General features: G+C 74.8%; 13 protein-coding genes, 2 tRNA genes, 1 pseudogene and 1 riboswitch. Of the genes and pseudogenes, 11 read left to right on the forward strand and 5 right to left on the reverse strand.

The genetic code is table 11. The annotated features are described in order from the left end of the window. From ACFYT9_RS05400 to ACFYT9_RS05420, 5 genes and pseudogenes are all read left to right on the forward strand, one after another. A pseudogene (locus tag ACFYT9_RS05400) lies at window positions 1-384 on the forward strand (RNA helicase); the annotation flags it as partial. 175 nt (window positions 385-559) lie between these two features. Beyond that, window positions 560-3,697 carry an FG-GAP-like repeat-containing protein gene (locus ACFYT9_RS05405; RefSeq protein ID WP_389161051.1) on the forward strand — a complete coding sequence of 1,046 codons (3,138 nt, stop codon included), beginning with the start codon at window positions 560-562 and terminating at the stop codon, window positions 3,695-3,697. Window positions 3,698-3,802: 105 nt separating this feature from the next. Then, window positions 3,803-3,875: transfer RNA gene (locus ACFYT9_RS05410), tRNA-Lys, on the forward strand. A 297-nt stretch (window positions 3,876-4,172) separates the two neighbouring features. Continuing rightward, the gene (locus tag ACFYT9_RS05415; RefSeq protein ID WP_387275253.1) at window positions 4,173-5,603 is read left to right on the forward strand and encodes a diacylglycerol/lipid kinase family protein; all 1,431 of its coding nucleotides are present in this window, start codon (window positions 4,173-4,175) and stop codon (window positions 5,601-5,603) included. After that, complete coding sequence (locus ACFYT9_RS05420) at window positions 5,600-6,280, forward strand: phosphatase PAP2 family protein (RefSeq protein WP_389161053.1); 681 nt, start codon at window positions 5,600-5,602, stop codon at window positions 6,278-6,280. Before ACFYT9_RS05415 ends, ACFYT9_RS05420 begins: the two co-directional genes overlap by 4 nt. A 40-nt stretch (window positions 6,281-6,320) precedes the next feature. Here ACFYT9_RS05420 and ACFYT9_RS05425 read toward each other — a convergent pair whose 3' ends face one another. Then, window positions 6,321-7,265 carry a sigma-70 family RNA polymerase sigma factor gene (locus ACFYT9_RS05425; protein WP_389161055.1) on the reverse strand — a complete coding sequence of 315 codons (945 nt, stop codon included), beginning with the start codon at window positions 7,263-7,265 and terminating at the stop codon, window positions 6,321-6,323. A gap of 258 nt (window positions 7,266-7,523) precedes the next feature. Here ACFYT9_RS05425 and ACFYT9_RS05430 point away from each other — a divergent pair, with 258 nt between their 5' ends. The 6 genes from ACFYT9_RS05430 (at window position 7,524) to ACFYT9_RS05455 (ending at window position 13,107) form a co-directional block, all read left to right on the forward strand. Then, on the forward strand, window positions 7,524-8,018 hold the full coding sequence (locus ACFYT9_RS05430; protein ID WP_376596747.1) for a rhodanese-like domain-containing protein: 495 nt from the start codon (window positions 7,524-7,526) through the stop codon (window positions 8,016-8,018). Between the two features lie 50 nt (window positions 8,019-8,068). Next, a tRNA-Met gene (locus ACFYT9_RS05435) sits at window positions 8,069-8,142 on the forward strand. A gap of 113 nt (window positions 8,143-8,255) precedes the next feature. Next, on the forward strand, window positions 8,256-8,996 hold the full coding sequence (locus ACFYT9_RS05440) for a MerR family transcriptional regulator (protein ID WP_389161057.1): 741 nt from the start codon (window positions 8,256-8,258) through the stop codon (window positions 8,994-8,996). Window positions 8,997-9,227: 231 nt separating this feature from the next. Next, window positions 9,228-10,472, forward strand: a complete 1,245-nt coding sequence (locus ACFYT9_RS05445; protein ID WP_389161059.1) for a PP2C family protein-serine/threonine phosphatase — start codon at window positions 9,228-9,230, stop codon at window positions 10,470-10,472. Window positions 10,473-10,698: 226 nt separating this feature from the next. Beyond that, window positions 10,699-10,850: riboswitch (cyclic di-AMP (ydaO/yuaA leader) on the forward strand. 11 nt (window positions 10,851-10,861) lie between these two features. Beyond that, window positions 10,862-12,076: a M23 family metallopeptidase gene (locus ACFYT9_RS05450; protein ID WP_389161061.1), complete on the forward strand. Its 1,215-nt coding sequence runs from the start codon at window positions 10,862-10,864 to the stop codon at window positions 12,074-12,076. A 71-nt stretch (window positions 12,077-12,147) separates the two neighbouring features. Next, window positions 12,148-13,107: an aldo/keto reductase gene (locus ACFYT9_RS05455; protein WP_376598354.1), complete on the forward strand. Its 960-nt coding sequence runs from the start codon at window positions 12,148-12,150 to the stop codon at window positions 13,105-13,107. Window positions 13,108-13,151: 44 nt separating this feature from the next. On the opposite strand, the gene ACFYT9_RS05460 is transcribed toward ACFYT9_RS05455, so the two are convergent. The 4 genes from ACFYT9_RS05460 to ACFYT9_RS05475 form a co-directional block, all read right to left on the reverse strand. Next, window positions 13,152-14,444 carry a PrsW family intramembrane metalloprotease gene (locus tag ACFYT9_RS05460; protein ID WP_376598366.1) on the reverse strand — a complete coding sequence of 431 codons (1,293 nt, stop codon included), beginning with the start codon at window positions 14,442-14,444 and terminating at the stop codon, window positions 13,152-13,154. 235 nt (window positions 14,445-14,679) lie between these two features. Beyond that, window positions 14,680-15,399, reverse strand: coding sequence for a tRNA (guanosine(46)-N7)-methyltransferase TrmB (gene trmB, locus ACFYT9_RS05465; RefSeq protein ID WP_389161108.1), 720 nt, complete (start codon window positions 15,397-15,399; stop codon window positions 14,680-14,682). Window positions 15,400-15,489: 90 nt separating this feature from the next. Further along, window positions 15,490-16,674 carry an L-2-hydroxyglutarate oxidase gene (lhgO, locus tag ACFYT9_RS05470; RefSeq protein WP_376598355.1) on the reverse strand — a complete coding sequence of 395 codons (1,185 nt, stop codon included), beginning with the start codon at window positions 16,672-16,674 and terminating at the stop codon, window positions 15,490-15,492. 142 nt (window positions 16,675-16,816) lie between these two features. Then, entirely contained in the window at window positions 16,817-18,265 is a 1,449-nt protein-coding gene (locus ACFYT9_RS05475; protein WP_389161063.1) for an MFS transporter, read from the reverse strand. Window positions 18,266-18,947: the final 682 nt, after the last annotated feature.

Below are 18,947 nucleotides of genomic sequence, written 5' to 3' on the forward strand. Positions count from 1 at the left end.
GGTGGCTTCCGCCGCGACGACCGTCCGTCCGGTGGCTTCCGCCGGGACAACGACCGTCCGTCCTTCCGTGACCGCGACGAGCGCCCCTCGGGCGGCTTCCGTCGGGACAACGACCGTCCGTCCGGCGGTGGCTTCCGCCGTGACGACCGTCCCTCCGGTGGCGGCTTCCGCCGCGACAACGACCGTCCGTCCGGTGGCTTCCGCCGCGACAACGACCGTCCGTTCAACCGCGACCGCCGCGACGACCGCCCCGCCGGCGGTGGCTTCCGTCGCGACGACCGTCCGTCCGGCGGCGGCTTCCGCCGTGACGACCACCGTCCGTCCGGCTCCTCCTTCGGTGGCGGCCGCCGCGACGACAAGCCCCGCTGGAAGCGCAACGGCTGAACCCGTGTGACCTGACACACCACGAACCCCCGTGACATCCGCTGTCACGGGGGTTCGTCGCGTCCGGCGTACAACCGTCGGGGCCCCCGGACGGTCTCGTACAGGGGCACGTGGGACGCTCGGGCGTCCGGCGCGCACCCGCCGGTGATGGATCACCCCCCGGGGAGGGGCCTTCTTGTCTCGTACCGCAGCCGCGCGCAGGACCCGCACGCGCGCCGTCCTGCTCGCCGCCGTCATGGCCGCCACCGGCGCGGGCCTCGCGCCCGGCGCGGTCGCCGCGACCGGGGCGCCGGTCGTCGGCATCGACCAGCTCGACGTCACACCCACCTGGCGGACCGCGCCCCGCGCGGAGACCGTCGTCGCCGTCGGCGCGACCGGCTACGCCCACCGGGCCGAGGCCGACGACCGGCGCGCGAGCGAACGGCTGGAGTGGACGGACTTCGCGACCGGCACGAGCCGGTCCCTCGGGTACGGCGGCAACGACGCCTTCGCCGAGGCCGGCACCGGCGGAAGGTACACGTACGCGGACGACAGCGTCGGCGGGCGCACCCTGATCGACCTGGAGACCGGTACGACGACGCCGCTGACCCTCCCCGAGGACACCTCGTACCGGGGCCTGATCGGCGACCGGCTGCTCTTCCAGCAGTACGAGCCGGGCACCTCGTCGGCCTCCACCAGCGGGTACTTCCTCCGGAGCGCGGGCGCCCCGAACGGTCCCTCGGTCCCCGTGACGGGCTGGCCGGCCGGCGTGGACCTCCACAGGGCGCGGCTGGTGGCGGGGGCGCCCGGCGTGGCCGTCCTCCGGTTCTCCCGGGGCACGTCGGGCACGGACGGCGACTCCCTCCTCGGCGTCGTCGACCTGACGACCGGGGCGATGCGGGTGCTGGACGCACCGACCTCCGCGGACGGCCTGCTCGTCGCGGGCGTCGCCGTCACCGCCGAGCGGATCGCGTGGGTGGACCCCGACCGGACCGTCCACATCCGGACGCTCGCCGACCTCACCGGCCCGGAGACCGGCTACCGGCTCGCGGAGGGGCTGAGCACCACCCGTATCGGCCTCGTCGGGGACTGGCTCCTGACCACGGCCGAGCCCGCGAGGGCGGGCGAGGACCTCACCCGCCGCCTGGTCGCCGTCAGCCCCGCGGGGGAGCAGCGGACGCTCCTCGCGGGCGCCGAGGAGCGGATCACCCAGTTCGGCGACGGCTCCGGCACGGCCGCCGTCACCGGCGGTACCTCCGCCACCGACTGGGCCGTCCTCAAGGCCGTCCCCGGCAAGGGCGGCGGCGCCCCGGTCCTGGAGAAGCTGCGCAAGGTGGCGCCCATGGCGACCGAGGTGGTGGCCCTGGCGCTGGGCAAGGGCCGGCTCACCACCCTGGAGCGGGACGGCGCCGCGGCGCCCGGCTTCCGGACCCGTTCGCTCCCGGTCGGCCCGCTCCACACCGGCCAGTCCGCGCCCGTCCCGGCCGGCACCGAGGCGGGGGCGGACTGGTCCGGCACGCCGCTCTTCGACGCCGGCGACGGCCGGACGGTCTCCTCCCCGGGGTCCACGCCCCGCGCGGTCGTCGCCCGCAAGGCCGACGGTTCGACGACCCGGGTGAGCGTCGATCAGGCCGGCCGGCTCGCCGACGCGTCCGGCCGCTGGGCGGTCTACCAGGCGGGCACGCCGGGCCCGCCCGGCGAACTCGCCGGGAACGGCGACACCGTCGTCCTCGACCTGGACGGGCAGAAGACCGTCTCCCGCCAGAAGCAGGTCGCCGCCGCACTCTCGGGCGACACCCTGTACACCGGCACGGGCACCGTGGGCCAGGTCGCCCGCAAGGACCTCGCCACCGGCAAGGCCCTCGGCACGCTGGCGACGAACTCCGGCTGCGCGCTCACCGAACTCCAGACGGCCGGCCGCTGGCTCTACTGGGCGTGCGCCGGCTTCACGAAGCACGGCGTCCTCGACCTGAGGACCGCGGCGGCCGTCGCGCTGCCCGCGGGCTCCACCGGCGGCGGTCTCCTGGGCGACGGCTACTTCGTCGACGAGTCCGGCGGCTACCTGCGCGTCACCCCCTTCGCCACCGGCAAGGCCGGCACGCGGTACGTCCTGACCCGCGCCCACATGGTCTCCGGCCCGCGCCGCGCCGCCTGGACCGTCGACCGCTTCGGCGGCGCGGTCGCCTACCGGGGCGACGACGAGCGGGTGCACGTGGTGTGGACCGACCTGCCCACCTCCGACCTGACCGTCGCGCACGCGTCGGCCCCGGCGAGCCTCGGCTTCTCCGGCACCTGGAAGGGCTCCTGGACGCTCTCCAAGCCCGCCTCCTCGTACGAGGTGAGCATCCAGAACGCGCTGAACAGGAAGCCCGTGCGGATCCTGCGCGGGAAGGAGACGCGCGGCCGGATCGACTTCTCCTGGGACGGCCGCGACGCGGCGGGCGTGCCCGCGCCCAGCGGGCCGTACGTGTGGGAGCTGCGCGCCACCACCGCCGACGGCAAGGGCCGCGACCTGTGGACCTCCGGCGCCCTGCGGCTCTCCGGCAGCCGCCCGGCCTTCCGCGACCTCGTCGGCGGCGACGCCCAGGGCGAACTGCTCGGCGTGGACGCGACCGGCGCGGTCTCCCTCTACCGGGGCGACGGCTGGGGGAAGTTCGGCCCCCGCACCCCGGGCTCCGGCGGGACCTTCCCGGCCGGCACCCTCCTCGTGCCCTTCGGGGACGTGAACGCCGACGCCTGCGCCGACGTCCTCGGGCGGGTCGGCGGCGAACTGCGCGCCTACCGGCCGGGCTGCGGCAAGGTCGTCACCGGCTCGTCGCCGTACACCGTGATCGGCTCCGGCTGGAGCCAGTACGACGTGCTGACCTCGCCCGGTGACGTGAACGGCGACGGGTACGCCGACCTCGTCGCGCGCCAGACGTCCACCGGCGACATGTACTTCTACGCCGGCACCGCCGACCACCGCCTGAAGAGCCGGGTCCGGATCGGCACCAACTGGAAGCTGTACAAGCGGATCACCGCCGCCGGCGACCTCGACGGCGACGGCCGCGGCGACCTGCTCGCCGTCGACGGCTCCGGCGTGCTGTGGTCCTACTTCGGCACCCCGTCAGGCGGCGTCACCCCGCGCACGCGTGTCGGCGGCGGCTGGCAGATCTACACCGCGCTCCAGGGCACCGGCGACCTCAACGGCGACGGCACGAGCGACCTCGTCGCCCGCGACGCCTCGGGCCGCCTGTACGCCTACTACAGCCACGGCAGCGGCCGCGCCGGAAACCGCTTCGGTTTCCGGGAACTCCTCGGCTCCGGCTGGAACACCTTCCGCGCCCTCTTCTGACCCCCCGTCGCCGCGCCCCCGCCCCGGGGGCGCGGCGCGGCGGGATCCGATACCCGATCGGTTCCGCGAGCCCGGCGGGCTATGCTGCACGGAGTGCTCGCACACGGGCCGTTAGCTCAATTGGCAGAGCAGTGGACTTTTAATCCATTGGTTGTGGGTTCGAGTCCCACACGGCCTACCGAGCGGGGGAGGGAAGCCCCTCCGACCCGCGGGAAGCGCCCCGACCGGTTCCGACCGGGCGGGGCGCTCCGTCGTTCCGGGCGCTTGATCGTTCGAGCGGGGGGCGGCGAGGATAGAGGCGCCGGGAGCGGTCTGTTCCCTCGACCGGGGAAGCCGTCGACGCGTCACCACCGCCGGCACCGGGGCGTCCGCGCGCGGAACCCTGTGGGCGGGGCGTTTCGTCGTTCCGTCGGGCGGCTGCTTCAGTGGGGTGGTCCGCGGGAGCGTGGGGAGAGTGGAAGGCGGAGGTGGGGTCGTGAACGGGGCTGCGCGGTGGTGGGACGAGGGCGACGCGGGGAGTACCGCGCGGGACCTGGCCCGGTGGGCGCTGGGTGCGGCGGCGGGAGCGGTGGTCGTCCTGCTCCTGGCGGTGAGTGTCGGCGGGGTGCTGGAGGTGCTCAGCGGGCTCGTGGGGCTCGCGGCGGGGGCCGTGGGGCTGTGGTGGGTCGTCGCCCACCGGGGGCCCCTGCGGGTGCTCGGGTCGCTGCTGGTGGTGGGGGCGCCGGTCGCCGTCCTCGTGCTGTTCGTGGTCGGGGGGCTGTGGCTCTTCGCGCTCGCGGCGCTCGCGCTGTGGGCGGTCGCGCTGGGGTGCGCGAGGGAGGCGCTGCGCAGGCCGGGTGAGGCCGTGGACGCGCCGGCGCCGGCGCGTCCCGCCGAGCGGCCCCGGCAGGCGGTGCTGATCATGAACCCGAGGTCCGGCGGCGGGAAGGTGGAGCGGTTCGGGCTCGTGGCGAAGGCGGAACGGCTGGGCGCGCGGGTCGTGTTGCTCGATCCGTCCGCTCCCGCCGACGTCGACGCGCTCGCCCGGAAGGCCGTCGCGGAGGGCGCCGACCTGCTCGGCGTCGCGGGCGGCGACGGGACCCAGGCGCTGGTGGCCGCCGTGGCCGCCGAGCACGACCTGCCGTTCCTGGTGGTCTCGGCCGGGACCAGGAACCACTTCGCGATGGACCTGGGTCTCGACCGGAACGACCCGGCGGCCTGCCTGGACGCGCTCACCGACGGCGAGGAGCTCCGCGTCGACCTCGGCACGGTCGCCGGACGTCCCTTCGTCAACACGGTGTCGTTCGGGGTGTACGCGGACGTGGTGCAGCGGCCGGAGTACCGCGACGCCAAGGCGGAGACCGCGCTCGACGCGCTGCCCGACCTGCTCCAGGGCGGGCAGGGCGACCGGCTCGACGCGAGCGCCGACGCCGTCCGGCTGCCCGGCCAGCAGGCGATCCTGGTGAGCAACAACCCGTACGCCGCGCCCGATCCGCTGAGCGCCGCCGCCGGGCACAGGACCCGTCTGGACAGCGGCCGGCTCGGGGTGATCGGCGTGCGGGTGGACGGCCCCGCGCACGCCGCCGAGCTGGTCGTACGGGGAACCCAGTCCGCGGCGCTCAACGTCCTGACCGCGCGCCGCGTCGAAGTTCATGGAGGCGTCACCAACACCGGTGTGCCCAAGGCGGAGGCGACCGTCCCGGTGGCGGTCGACGGGGAGGCGCTCGTGCTGCCGACGCCGGTCGTCTGCGAGCTGCGGCCGCGCGCGCTGCGGGTGCTGGTGCCGCGCTCCCGGCCGGGAGTCGTTCCGCCGCCCCCGCCGTTGGACTGGCGGCGGATCGTACGGCTCGCCTTCCCCGACCACTACGGCTCCGGTCCCGTGTACCGGCCGGAACCGTCCGAGGATCCCTACAGGAGCGGCGCATGAGTGACGAGAGCATGTACGAGACCGGGGCGGGTCCCGGTGCCGGACCCGAGACGGAGGCCGAGGAGGCGGCGCGGAGGCGGCTGCGGGACCGGCCGCGGGACGCGGTCTTCACCGCCCGGGCCGTCCTGCACGATCTGCGGGCCGTGGACGGGGCCCTGTACGCGGCGGTGGCGGCCACCCCGACGCCCGCCCTGGACGTGGGCCTGCGCCGGCTGTCGAACGCCGCCGACCACTCCAAGATCTCCTTCGCCGTCGCCGCCGGACTCGCGCTCTTCCCCGGCCGGCCGCGCCGCGCGGCGGCCGCGGGCGTCGGCGCGATCGCGATCGCCTCGGCCACCGCCAACCTCTTCGGCAAGCGGCTGGTCCGCAGGCGGCGGCCGGACCGGGAGGCGGCCCGGGTGGTGGTCGGCCGGCACGTCCCGATGCCGGAGTCCGCCTCGTTCCCGTCCGGGCACACCGCCTCGGCGGTCGCCTTCGCCACCGCCGCCGGCGTGGTCCTGCCGCCCGCGGCCGTGCCGCTGGGGCTGCTGGCCTCGGCGGTCGGCTACTCCCGCGTCCACACGGGGGTCCACTACCCGGGCGACGTCGCCGCGGGCGCGGTCCTCGGCCTCGCCAGCGGCACCGCGGCCCTGGCCGTCGGCGCGTCCCTCATGCGGGCGCGCCGCCAGGGCTCCTGACGGCGCGCGCTCCGGCATCCCCGCCCGGCGGGGCGCCCGGTCAGTCCGGGTGGACGGCGCGGGCCAGGGCTTCGCGCGGGATGTCCAGGGCGGCGATGCGCTCCGGGTCGGCGAGGACGTGGAGCTGGACGATGCGGTCGCCGACGACGGTGAATGCCATGAGCGCGGTCGGCTTGCCGTCGACCACCGACAGGACGGCCGGCTGGCCGTTGACGACGAGCGGCAGCGACGCCTTGCGGAAGCTCGCGTACATGAGGGCCTGGCGGATGATCGCCTCGGCGCCGTGGACCAGCTTGGAGGCGCCGGCGAGGAGCGTGCCGCCGTCGGCGCGCAGCACCGCGTCCGGGTCGAGGACGGCGAGCAGCCCCTGGAAGTCGCCGCCCTGCGAGGCGGCGAGGAAGGCGTCGGCGATCTCCCGCTGGCGGCGGGCGTCGGGGCCGGGCCCCGGGGCGGTGTCCTGGACGCGGCGGCGGGCCCGGCTGGCCAGCTGCCGGGTCGCGGCGGGGGTGCGGTCCACGATCCGCGCGATCTCGTCGAAGGAGACGGCGAACATGTCGTGCAGCACGAAGGCCAGCCGTTCGGCCGGGGCCAGCGTCTCCAGGACGACGAGGAGCGCGAGGCCGACCGACTCGGAGAGTTCGGCGGAGTGCTCCGGGTCGCCCGCGGAGGGGATGTGGACGACCGGGTCGGGCACGAAGTGGTCGAGCGGGTCCTCGCGGCGGGAGCCGCGCGAGCGCAGCATGTCCAGGCAGACCCGGCCGATGACCGTCGTGAGCCAGCCGGTGAGGTTGGCGACCCCGCCGACGTCGGTGCGGCTCAGCTTGAACCAGGTCTCCTGGACCGCGTCCTCGGCCTCGCTGAGCGAGCCGAGCATGCGGTAGGCGACGGCCCTGAGGTGGCCGCGGTCGGCGTCGAAGCGGCGCGCCAGCGCGTCCGCGTCCACGGCCGGTGCGCCGCCGGTCGTCTCCACCGTGCTCTCGTCCATCCGTCGATCTCCCCCTTCGCGTCCCGTCATGTCTCCATGACGGATCGAACCCCATGGATGTGACAGCGGAGCGGCGGCGGCACGCGCGCGTGACCGTGTCCGTCCGGGGCCGCGCGCCCCTCGTGTCCGCCCGCTCCGGTCTCGCACCGTGAGATCCACTCCGGCCGGAGCGGATCGCCCGGGTTTCCCCGGTCGAGTCCCCCGACCGCCGTGGAACACCACTTCAGCGCGATGATCTTCGTCCGTAGATTGATCACCATGACGACGACAGACGCCACGGTCAACCCCGTTCTGCGCACCCCGCCGGCCTCGCCCGCCGCCGCGGCCGCCTACTTCTCGGCCAGCCTCGCCTTCCACGCGGACGTCTCGGACGTGGCCGCCGCCCTGGCCACCGCCCGCGCCGACGGCACCGACCCCGGCTTCGTGGTGATCGACTCCCGCTCGACCGCCTCCTGGGACCAGGGTCACATCCCCGGCGCCGTCCACCTCCCCACCGCGCTCGTCCCCGAGCAGGCGGAGCAGCTCCTCGACAAGGCCGTCCCGGTCGTCACCTACTGCTGGGGCCCCGGCTGCAACGGCGCCACCCGCTCGGCGCTCGCCCTCGCCGAGCTGGGCTTCCAGGTGAAGGAGATGCTCGGCGGCTTCGAGTACTGGGCGCGGGAGGGCTTCCCGTACGAGACGTGGGAGGGTCCCGCGGAGCGGGCCGCCGACCCGCTGACGGCGCCCGTCGACGCCGAGGACTGCGGCTGCTGAGGAACGGATTTTGGATCCAGCGACCCATGCCGTAGAGTCATATTCACCGACGCGGGGTGGAGCAGCTCGGTAGCTCGCTGGGCTCATAACCCAGAGGTCGCAGGTTCAAATCCTGTCCCCGCTACTCAGTAGCCCGAAGGCCCGGATCGTCCCAGACGATCCGGGCCTTCGGCGTTCCCGGTGTCGCCCACCGTCGCGCTTGACCTTTACGCAACGTCAAGTTCTACCGTTCTCGGCATGGAGTGGTCGATCCAGGAGATCGCCAGGAAGGCCGGCACCACCAGCCGCACGCTCCGCCACTACGGCGAGCTGGGGCTGCTGGAGCCGAGCCGGATCGGCGCGAACGGTTACCGGTACTACGACCAGGCGGCGCTCGTGCGACTGCAGCGCATCCTGCTGCTGCGCGAGCTCGGGCTCTCGCTGCCCGCGATCGCCGAGGTCCTCGAAGGCCAGCGGGACACCTCGGCCGCCCTGCGCACGCATCTGGCCCTCCTCCAGCAGGAGCGCGAGCGCATCGGGCGGCAGATCGAGGCCGTGCGGACCACTCTCCACAAGACCGAGAGAGGAGAACAGCTCATGGCCGAGGAAGTCTTCGACGGCTTCGACCACACGCGGTACGAGGCGGAGGTCACCGAACGGTGGGGCCGCGACGCGTACGAACAGGGGGACCGCTGGTGGCGGTCGCTCGGCGAGGCCGAGAAGAAGGAGTTCATGGAGACGCAGGCCGCCATCGCCCGCGACTTCGGCGCGGCGGCCGCCGCCGGGCTGGCGCCCGGCAGCGACGAGGTGCAGGCGCTGGCCCGGAGGCAGTACGACTGGCTCTCCGTCACCACCCGGCCGACGAAGGAGTACCTGATCGGGCTCGGCCGGATGTACGTGGACGACCCCAGGTTCACCAAGAACTACGACCGGCACGGCGAGGGCACCGCGGTGCTGGTGCGCGACGCCCTGATCCTCTGGGCCGAGCGGAACCTCTGACCGCCGGAGCCCGGAGACGTCCGGGCGGGCGGCGGTGCCGGGGCTCGTGCTCCGGGGCGCGGGTCCGGGCGGCACGGCGGTCGCGCCGCCGGGGCGGAGAGGGCGGTCGCGCCCGGTGCCGTACGCCCGGTCGGCCCTCCGCCGGTCGCCGCACGGGGCGGGCGCGGGGACCCTGGGAGGGTGCGCGGCGCCGGGCCCGGCGGCGGGCCGGCGACCGGGCAGGAGTACGCGGTGACACACCCTCGGGGAGCGGCGGGTCGCGGGCGGCGGGGCGGGGAGCCCGGCCGCGCCGTCCGTCCGGCCGCGCCCCGGGGGCCGTACCGCGGCGGGCGGCAGCCCCCGGCCACGCCGTTCGGGGCCACCCGCAGGTTCCTGCGGGCGCTGCCGCCGCTGATCATCGCCGGCGGGGTGTTCTTCGACCTGGCCACCCCGGCGGCGTACACGGCGGCGCCGCTCTTCTCCGCCGCCCCGCTGGTCGCCGCCCCGTTCTTCTCCCGGCTCACGACCCTGCTGACCGGGATCGCGGCGATCCTGGCCTCGGTCGGGCTGCACGCGTACAACGACACGCTCTCCGACGTGCCCTCGCTCACCGAGACCCTCACCGTGGTGACGGTCTCGGCGCTGGCGCTGGTGATCAACCTGGTCGTGCGGCGCAGCGGGGAGCGGCTGGCGTCGGCGCGGGTGATCGCGGAGGCGGCGCAGCGCGCGGTGCTGCCGATGCCCGCGGAGCGGATGGCGGGGCTCCAGTGCGCGGCACGGTACGAGGCGGCGCAGGCGGACGCGTTCATCGGCGGCGACCTGTTCGCGGTGCAGGACACCCCGCACGGGGTGCGGCTCGTGGTCGGGGACGTGCGCGGCAAGGGGATGGACGCGGTGGAGGCGGTGGCCGTCGTCATCGGCGCCTTCCGGGAGGCGGCCGAGCAGGAGGCGGCGCTGGAAGGGGTGGCGCAGCGGCTCGAACGGGCGCTCACGCGGGAGGGGACGCGGCGTGAAGGCCTCGACGCCTTCGAGGGGTTCACGACGGCGGTGCTCGCGGAGATCCCGCGCGAGGGAGGGCGCGTCCGCCTCGTGAACCGTGGGCATCCGCCGCCGCTGCTGCTGTCCGGGGACGGGCGCCTGGAGACGGTCGAGCCGGCCGAGGCGGCGCTGCCGCTGGGGATGGGGGAGTTGGCGGTCTGGCCGGACCGGGCCGACGAGCGGCCGTACCCGCCGGGCTCGACGCTGCTCTTCTACACGGACGGGCTGTCGGAGGCGCGGGACGCGTACGGCGTCTTCTACGATCCTGCCGCCCGGCTCAAGGGGGCGGTCTTCCCCGGGCCCGAGGAGCTGCTCGACGCGCTCGTGGACGACGTGCGGCGGCACACCGGCGGCGGTTCGACGGACGACATGGCGCTGCTGGCGGTGAGCCGTCCGGCGGCCGGGGCGCCCGAGCGGCGGCGGACGATGCCGGTGGTCCCGCCCGGTCCCGCGCACTGACGGCGGCGGCTGTCACCGTCCGTGCTCGCGAGGTGTCACAGCGATAACAATTGACATAACGTCAGATACCGAGGGTTTGGCCGGGGCTCACTGAACGGGGGTCAACTCGGGCGAATCCCTGCCAATTCAATGAATGATCAAGAGGAACGGCTTGGAATCGGACCGCCGTGTCTATTAACGTTCGATAACGCAGCGCGGTCGTCCCAGCCGTCGCAAGAGACGGCTCCGTGCGCACACGCCGAATCCCGAAAGGGAACCGGGGAACCATCCCTTGGGGTGAATCGGGCCCCTCGCACATCCCCCGTGCGAAGACGCCCGTAGGAGACCTTCCTGCTCCGAACCCGTCAGCTAACCCGGTAGGCGAGAAGGAAGGAAAGGAGCGCGCCTCCGTGGCGTCCAACACCCCCGTACCCGGAGCCCCCTTCGAGCCCTTCGGCGGCCCGGGTGCCGTCGGAGCGGACGACCCGGCCGGCACAGTGCCGGGCGCGTACGACACCGCCTCCTTCACCCCCGCGCCCGGGGAGTGGAACCCGACCGAGGGCTCCCTGCGCGCCGAGAGCCGCGCCGGCGGCCGGCACCGGGTCGTGAAGCAGCGCTCCAACTTCGCCCGCTCCTCCACCGTCCTCGGCGTCGGCGTCATCGCCGCCGTCGGCGCGGGCGGCCTCGCGACCGCGCAGGAGAAGCCCCCGGTCGCGATCTCCCTCCCCGACCTCCCGGACCTCGGACTGCCGGACGCCCACGACCTGCCCGGCGTCGGCGCCCTGCTGCCCGGTGGAGACGACGAGCCCGCTCCCGCCCCGATCGAGGACACCGTGGCGGTCGCCGCGGGCGGCGCGGCCGCGAAGCCGCTCACCTCGATCACGTACACCGCCCCGGCCGACACCGCCGCCGGCACCGAGGCCGCGGAGCGCACCGCCTCCGCCGCCGACGCGGGCGAGGCCCTGCGCGCCCGCATCCTCCAGCAGGCCGAACAGCAGCAGCAGGCCGCCGCCGACGCCGAAAGGCTCGCCGCCGAGAAGGCCGCCGCGGAGAAGGCCGCCGCGGACGCCAAGGCCAAGGCGGACGCCGCCGCGAAGGCCGAGGCCGAGGCGAAGGCCAAGGCGAAGGCCAAGGCGGAGGCGGAGCGGATCGCGAAGGAGAAGGCCGAGGCCGAGCGGATCGCCGCGGAGAAGGCGGAGGCCGAGCGGCTCGCCAAGCTGGCCGCCAGCTACTCCATGCCGCTCTCCTCGTACACGCTGACCTCCACGTACATGCAGTCCGGTTCGATGTGGTCCTCCGGCTACCACACGGGCCTCGACTTCGCCGCGCCCACCGGCACCCCGCTCAAGGCGGTGCACGGCGGCACCATCACCTCGGCCGGCTGGTCCGGCTCGTACGGCTACCGGATCGTCCTCCAGCTGGAGGACGGCACCGAGATCTGGTACTGCCACCTCTCCTCGATGACCGTCGCCGCCGGCCAGACCGTCACCACCGGCGAGACCATCGGCCGCGTCGGCGCCACCGGCAACGTCACCGGACCCCACCTCCACCTGGAGGTCCACACCCCGGACGGCTCGGGCATCGACCCGGCCGAGTGGCTGCGGTCCAAGGGCCTGTCGGTCTGAGCCCGGCTTCCGGTCGGGGTTCAGGCTCCCCGATCGGAATACGCCCGGCGGTGCACGGAGTTGATCGCTGCATGACGTCACCTCTGCGCCCGCTGGGCACCTCCGACCTGCATGTCTTCCCGCTCGCCCTCGGGGGCAACGTCTTCGGCTGGAGCGCCGACGAGGAGCGGTCGTTCGCCGTCCTCGACGCGTACGCGGCCGCCGGCGGCAACTTCGTGGATACCGCCGATGTCTATTCGGAGTGGGTCGAGGGCAACGAGGGCGGCGAGTCCGAGACGATCATCGGCCGCTGGCTGGCCGCCCGGGGCAACCGCTCCGACATCGTCGTCGCCACCAAGGTCGGCGCCCACTCCCGGCTCAAGGGCCTCTCCGCCCCTGTCATCAAGGCCGGCGCGGAGGAGTCCCTGCGCCGCCTCGGCACCGACCACATCGACCTCTTCTACACCCACTTCGACGACGAGTCGGTGCCGGTGGAGGAGATCGTCACCGCCCTCGACCAGCTGGTGAAGGACGGCAAGGTGCGGGCCGTCGCCGCCTCCAACATCTCGCCGGAGCGGCTGCGCGCCTCCCTCGACTTCGCCGAGGCCGAGGGACTCACCCGGTACGTGGCGCTCCAGCCCGAGTACAATCTCGTCGCGCGGGAGAAGTACGAGGGCCCGCTCCTCGACACCGCCGCCGGCACCGGCCTCGCCGCCGTCCCGTACTACGGCCTCGCCTCCGGCTTCCTCACCGGGAAGTACCGGCCGGGCCGGACCGTCGAGAGCGTCCGCGCGCCCCGTGCCTCCGCGCTCGCCGGGACCGCGCGCGGACAGGCCGTCCTCGCCGCGCTCGACGAGGTGGCCGAGGCCCACGGCGCCGAGCCCGCGACCGTCGCCCTCGCCTGGCTCGCCTCCCGCCCCACCGTCGCCGCGCCGATCGCCTCGGCCCGTACGGTCGAGCAGGTCCCCGCGCTGGTCGCGGTCGCCGACCTGACCCTGACCGACGCCGAACTGGCCCGCCTGACGGCCGCGTCCGAGACGCCCGAGGACTGACCCGGCCGACGAGGGCCGACCGGCTGGTCAAGGCCTGAGGGGGGTCAGCCCTTGTAGGGGTTGTAGCCGCCGTAGTCGAGGTACTGCGGCGGTACCCACACCCGGCCGGTGGCCCGCGCCGCGTACGAGAGCGCGGGCGAGGCCGTCGCCCGGCGCTCCCACAGGTGGTGCAGCAGCTCCTGCTCCCGCGCGGCGAAGTCCGGCACCGGCACCGTGCCCCGGCGGGCCCGCTCGCGCAGGAAGGCCAGGGTCGTGGCGAAGGACTCGTACTCGCCGACCGTCCGCGCCCCCGCCTTGCCGTACGTACGGGACGCCACCGCGCGCGCGGTGCGGCGGGCCCGCATCGAGGAGAGCGCCAGCGGCTCCTCGGGAGAGAGCCAGCCGGCCGCCGCGTACGCCGGAAGCACTCCGGCGATCGTGCGCAGCTCCTTCTGCCGGCTCCACACCGCGAGCCAGGTCAGCAGCCCGAAGGCCGGGACCATGAAGACCGCGTACACGGCGTAGAAGGCGAGCGGGCCGCCGAAGGTCGCCGAGCCGTTCCACAGCGCGTGCACGCCCATCGCGAGCAGCAGCCCGGCGAGCGGCAGCAGCACCCGGCGCAGCCGCTTGCCGCGCGGGGCGAGGGCGGCCAGACCGAAGCCGATCCCGGTGAGGACCGTGAAGAGAGGGTGCGCGAACGGCGACATCACGACCCGGACGAAGAAGGTGCCGGCGGTGACGGCGCCGATCCCGCCGTCGCCCAGGTCCTGGTCCTCCCCGAACGCGTTGCCCAGATAGAGGATGTTCTCGGTGAACGCGAAGCCGGTCGCGGTGAAGCCGGCGATCACCACCCCGTCGACCAGGCTCCGGAAGTCCCGCCGCCGGAAGAGGAAGAGCAGCAGGATCGCGGCGGCCTTCGCGGACTCCTCCACCACCGGGGCGATCACGGTGGCGCCCAGGTCGTCGGCCGAGCGCGGGTCGGCGGTCGCGGTGGCGATCCAGCGGACGGCGAAGGAGTTCGCGAGGATCGCGACCAGGGCGGCGGCGAACGCGCCCCACGCGAAGGCGAACAGCAGGTTCTTCCACGGGCCCGGCTCGACCCGGTCGAGCCAGCGGAACGCCGCCATCAGCAGCGGTACGGGCAGCACCGCGAGACCCAGCCCGACGAGGAACCCCTCCGTGCCGGTCTGCTCCCGCACCAGCGCCAGGATCACCAGGGCGCAGAGCGCGAGCAGCACGATCAGGGTGACGGCCCGGACGATCCGGCTCCGCCAGAACGCCCGCCGCGGCCGGTACCGCCACTGGCTCCGGTCGGCGGCCACGGCGAACGAGGGCTCGTCCCCGTCCCGCGCGGGCACGTCGGCGTGCGGAAGGGACGGCGAGGTCTCGACCGCGGGCGGTCCGGCCTGCGACGGCAGGTACGCCGGCGGCCGGTCGGACGGCGTGGACGGCTCGGGCGACGACGAGGCCGACGGCAGGGGTTGCGACACGCCTCGACCCTAGCGACCGCCACCGACAGGGGCGACGGACTTGCGGACCTGGGACGCCTTCCTCCGGATAGGCCCCTTCCGGGGCTCCTTCCTTCGGAAGGAGCTACTTCCTCCGGAAGAGGAGATCGTGGACGGCGTGCCCCTTGTCCAGGCCCTGGCCCTCGAACCGGGTGAGCGGCCGGAAGTCGGGGCGGGGCGCGTAGCCGCCGTCGGGGGCGGTGTTCTCGAAGTCGGGGTGCGCGGACAGCACCTCCAGCATCTGCTCCGCGTACGGCTCCCAGTCCGTGGCGCAGTGCAGCACCCCGCCCGGCTTCAGCCGGGTCGCGAGCAGGGTCAGGAACTCGGGCTGGATGAGCCGCCGCTTGTGGTGGCGCTTCTTCGGCCACGGGTCGGGGAAGTAGACGCGGCAGCCGTCGAGCGCGGCCGGATCGAGCATCTCGCGCAGCAGGATGATCGCGTCGCCGTTGGCGACCCGGACGTTGGTCAGGCCGTTGCGGTCGGCGAGCCCGAGGAGGTTGCCCTGGCCGGGGGTGTGCACGTCGACGGCGAGGATGCCGGTGCCGGGGTCGGCGGCGGCCATCTGCGCGGTCGCCTCGCCCATCCCGAAGCCGATCTCCAGGACGACGGGCAGGTCGCCGAACATCCCGGGGAGGTCCAGCACCCGCTTGCCGTCGATGTCCAGGCCCCAGTCCGGCCACCGCTTCAGCATCGCCTCGGCCTGCCCGGCCGTGACCCGGCTCCGCCGCGGCTGGAAACTCCTGATCCGCCGCTCGAAGTGCGCCCCCGCGGGGTCGGGCGAGGGCCCTTCGCCGGGCGCGAACATGCGGCTGCCGCGGCGGGCGACGGACTCGGTGCGATTCTCATGCTGCTCAGACACAACGGCCCATGGTACGGGCCGTCCGGCGCACCGGGGTCAGAGGAGGGCGAGGGCTCGGCGGGCGATTTCCCGGCCGATGGGGAGGGAGGCCGTCGCGGCGGGCGAGGGCGCGTTCAGGACGTGGACCGCCCGGGCGGACTCCCGGATGAGGAAGTCGTCCACCAGCGTCCCGTCCCGCAGCACCGCCTGCGCCCGCACCCCGGCCGGCGCAGGCCGCAGGTCCGACTCGTCGACCCCGGGCAGCAGCCGCCGCACCGCCTCGGTGAAGGCCCGCTTCGAGAGGGACCGGCGCAGCTCGCCCGCGCCGTACCGCCAGTGCCGGCGCGCGATGGTCCAGGAGCCGGGCCACGCGAGCGTGCCGGTGAGCTCGCCGGGACGGACGACGCCCCAGTCGTAGCCCTCGCGCGCCAGCGCCGGCACCGCGTTCGGCCCGATGTGGACGCCACCGTCGATGCCCCGGGTGAGGTGGACGCCGAGGAACGGGAAGGCGGGGTCCGGCACCGGGTAGACCAGGCCCCTCACCAGCGAGGGGTCGGCCAGCTCGTAGTACTCGCCCCGGAAGGGGACGATCCGCATGCCCGGGTCGTCGCCGGCGAGCCGGGCCACCCGGTCGCAGTGCAGCCCCGCGCAGTTCACCAGGACCTTGCCGCGCACGATCCGCTGGTCGGCGGTGCGCACGGCGACGCCCCACGGGCGCCGGTCGATCGCGGTGACCTCCGCGCCGTAGAGGATCTCCGCGCCGGAGCTTTCGGCGAGCCGCCGCGCGACCGCCTTGTAGTCGACGATGCCGGTGGTGCCGACGTGGATCGCGGCGAGCCCCCGCACCCGCGGCTCGTACTCGGTGATCTGCGACGGCCCGAGCTCGCGCACCGGGATGCCGTTCTCCCTGCCGCGCTGGACCAGCGCGTGCAGCCGGGGCAGCTCCTCGCGCGCGGTGGCGACGACGAGCTTGCCCGTGACCTGGTGCGGGATGTCCCACTCCGCGCAGAACTTGACCATCTCGGCCGCGCCCTCGACGGCGAACCGCGCCTTCAGGGAGCCGGGCCGGTAGTAGATGCCGCTGTGGATGACGCCGCTGTTGCGCCCGGTCTGGTGGCGCGCGGGGCCCTCCTCCTTCTCCAGGACGGCGACGCGGGTGCCGGGCGCGGCGCGCTGGAGCGCGTACGCCGTCGACAGACCGACGATCCCGCCGCCGATCACCAGCACGTCACAGTCAAACACCAGCGCCACCTCCCACCCCTGATAGTGCACTGGCCCACTGACATTCCCGCTAAACGCCCACGTCGTGGGATGCGCGTCACGCTTTCGCCCGCGCCCCCGCCACAGGCCGTCACGCCCCCGGCGCGCGCCCCCTCGCCGGCCGTCACGCCGGGGCGACGAGCAGGGGCCGGGCCCGCTCCCGCAGCTCCATGACCCGCGGCTCGTGCCCGTACGGCTCCAGGCGGTGGAGCAGGTCCCGTACGTACTCCGTGGTCCGCGCCGAGGAGATCCGCCCGGCCACCTCCACCGCGCGCGTGCCCGCCGCGCAGGCCGCGTCGAGGTTGCCGGACTCCAGTTCGGCGACGGCCGAGACCACGAGCCGCAGTCCGTGCGAGCGGACGAACTCCTCCGTCGGCCGGGACAGCGCCTGCTCGGTGAAGCGCCGCACCTCGCGGGGCATCCGCAGGTCCCGGTAGCACTCGGCGGCGTCCGCGCAGAACCGGTCGTACGAGTAGAAGCCGAGCCAGGTCGGGTCGGCGTCGCCGTCCCGGGAGCGCTCCAGCCACCCCTCGGCGGACTTCAGCGAGCCCGCCGCCGCGGGCCCGTCACCGGCCTTGGCGTGCGCGCGGGCCTCGACGAGCCGGAAGAACGACATGGTGCGGGCGGTGGCGAGCCCCCGGTTCCGTTCGAGCGCGGCCTGCGCCAGGTCGACGCCCTCGTCGGCGAAGCCCCGGTAGGTGGCCTGGAGGGACATGGAGGCGAGGACGTACCCGCCGAGCGGCACGTCGGCGGCGGCCCGCGCGAGCCGGAGCGCCTGGATGTAGTACCGCTGGGCCGCCTCCTGCTGGCCGGTGTCGAAGGCCATCCACCCGGCGAGCCGGGTCAGCTCGGAGGTCGCGCCGAAGAGCGCCCGGCCGACCTCGTCGGAGTACGAGCCGAGCAGCAGCGGCGCCGCGTCCACCCTTAAGCACTCGGGCACCATCGAGGAGCGCCAGTCCCCGCCGCCGTACTTGGAGTCCCACTTGCGCGCGTCCTCGGCGGCCTCGCGGAGCTTGGCGACGTCGCTGTGGCCCACGCGCGCGTGCTCCCCGGTCCCGGCCGGCCCGGGACCGCCGGGCGCTCCGCCCCGCCCCGCCGTCCGCTCCACCGACGGGTCGGCGGGGGTGATCAGCCACCGGGACGCGGGGGTCGCGTAGGCGCTGACCGAGAAGGAACCGGCCAGCGACTGCCAGATGCCGCCGCCGCCCGCCCTGCGGCCGGCGAGATCCAGCCGGTAGAGGTCGGTGGCGGCGCGGACCGCCTCGCCGACGTCCCGGGGGAAGGCGAGCCCCACCTCGGGCGCCGGGTCGGCGTCGGCGAGGCCGATCTCGTGGAGCGGCACGGGCCGGCCCAGCTTCTGCCCGATCGCGGCGGCGATCAAGTGCGGCGCGGCGCCCTGCGGCACCATCCCCTTGGAGACCCAGCGGGCCACCGAGGTCTTGTCGTAGCGCAGCGTCAGACCGCGCTGTGCGCCGAGGTCGTTGACGCGCCGGGCGAGGCCGGCGTTGCTGATTCCCGCGAGGGCGAGAACGGCGCCGAGCTTCTCGTTCGGCCCGCGTTGCTCCCTGGACATGACGCCACCCCTCGACATCCAGACGGCCGCCGCGACGCCGGGCATAGGCGGGCGGCATTCGTAAACACAGCGTAGTTCGCCGCATCCCTACCGTTAAGGGGCGGAGTTCCGTATGGCGAGATTGTTGTGTGAACAGCTTCCCGGAGCGGCCCGCGGCCCGGCCCGTGCTCCGGCCGTGTGGCCGTGCGCCCGGCCGTGCGCTCTCGTCGCCCCGCCCCCGGACGGCTTGCATGGGTCCTGCGTGGGTCGGCCCGTCCGGCCGGGCGCGGGGCCCTTCAGGGTTCCGGTCCGGTACCGGTGGGCTGGGGGACACCGCCGCTCCATTCCCCGCGAGCGGCGGACGGCGCCGGGGGGCGGGTCGCCTCCCGGACTGCCGAACAGCCGGACCGCCGGCGCGAGCGGAGCCTTCGGGGCGTCCGCCGTCTCCGTGATCCTTCTGAGCCTGACGGCGCATCAAACCTCTTGCCGGGGACGAGAATCGGCCGAATTCGCCGGCCTCTCGTGCCGCGCTCGGCCGGAGCGGGAGCTCTCCCGTCCGCCACCGCCGCGCCGCCGTCCGCTCTCCGCCCGGCCAACTGGCGCATGCCAGGGGCGCATTCGGCTTTCGCGCGCGTGCACCCGGACACCGCCCCGTGCGCCGTTGTCATGGCAGCATGGCCCCACCGAAACAGACGTGGAGGCG

The organism is Streptomyces sp. NPDC004435 (assembly GCF_042873895.1).
GTDB lineage: Bacteria > Actinomycetota > Actinomycetes > Streptomycetales > Streptomycetaceae > Streptomyces.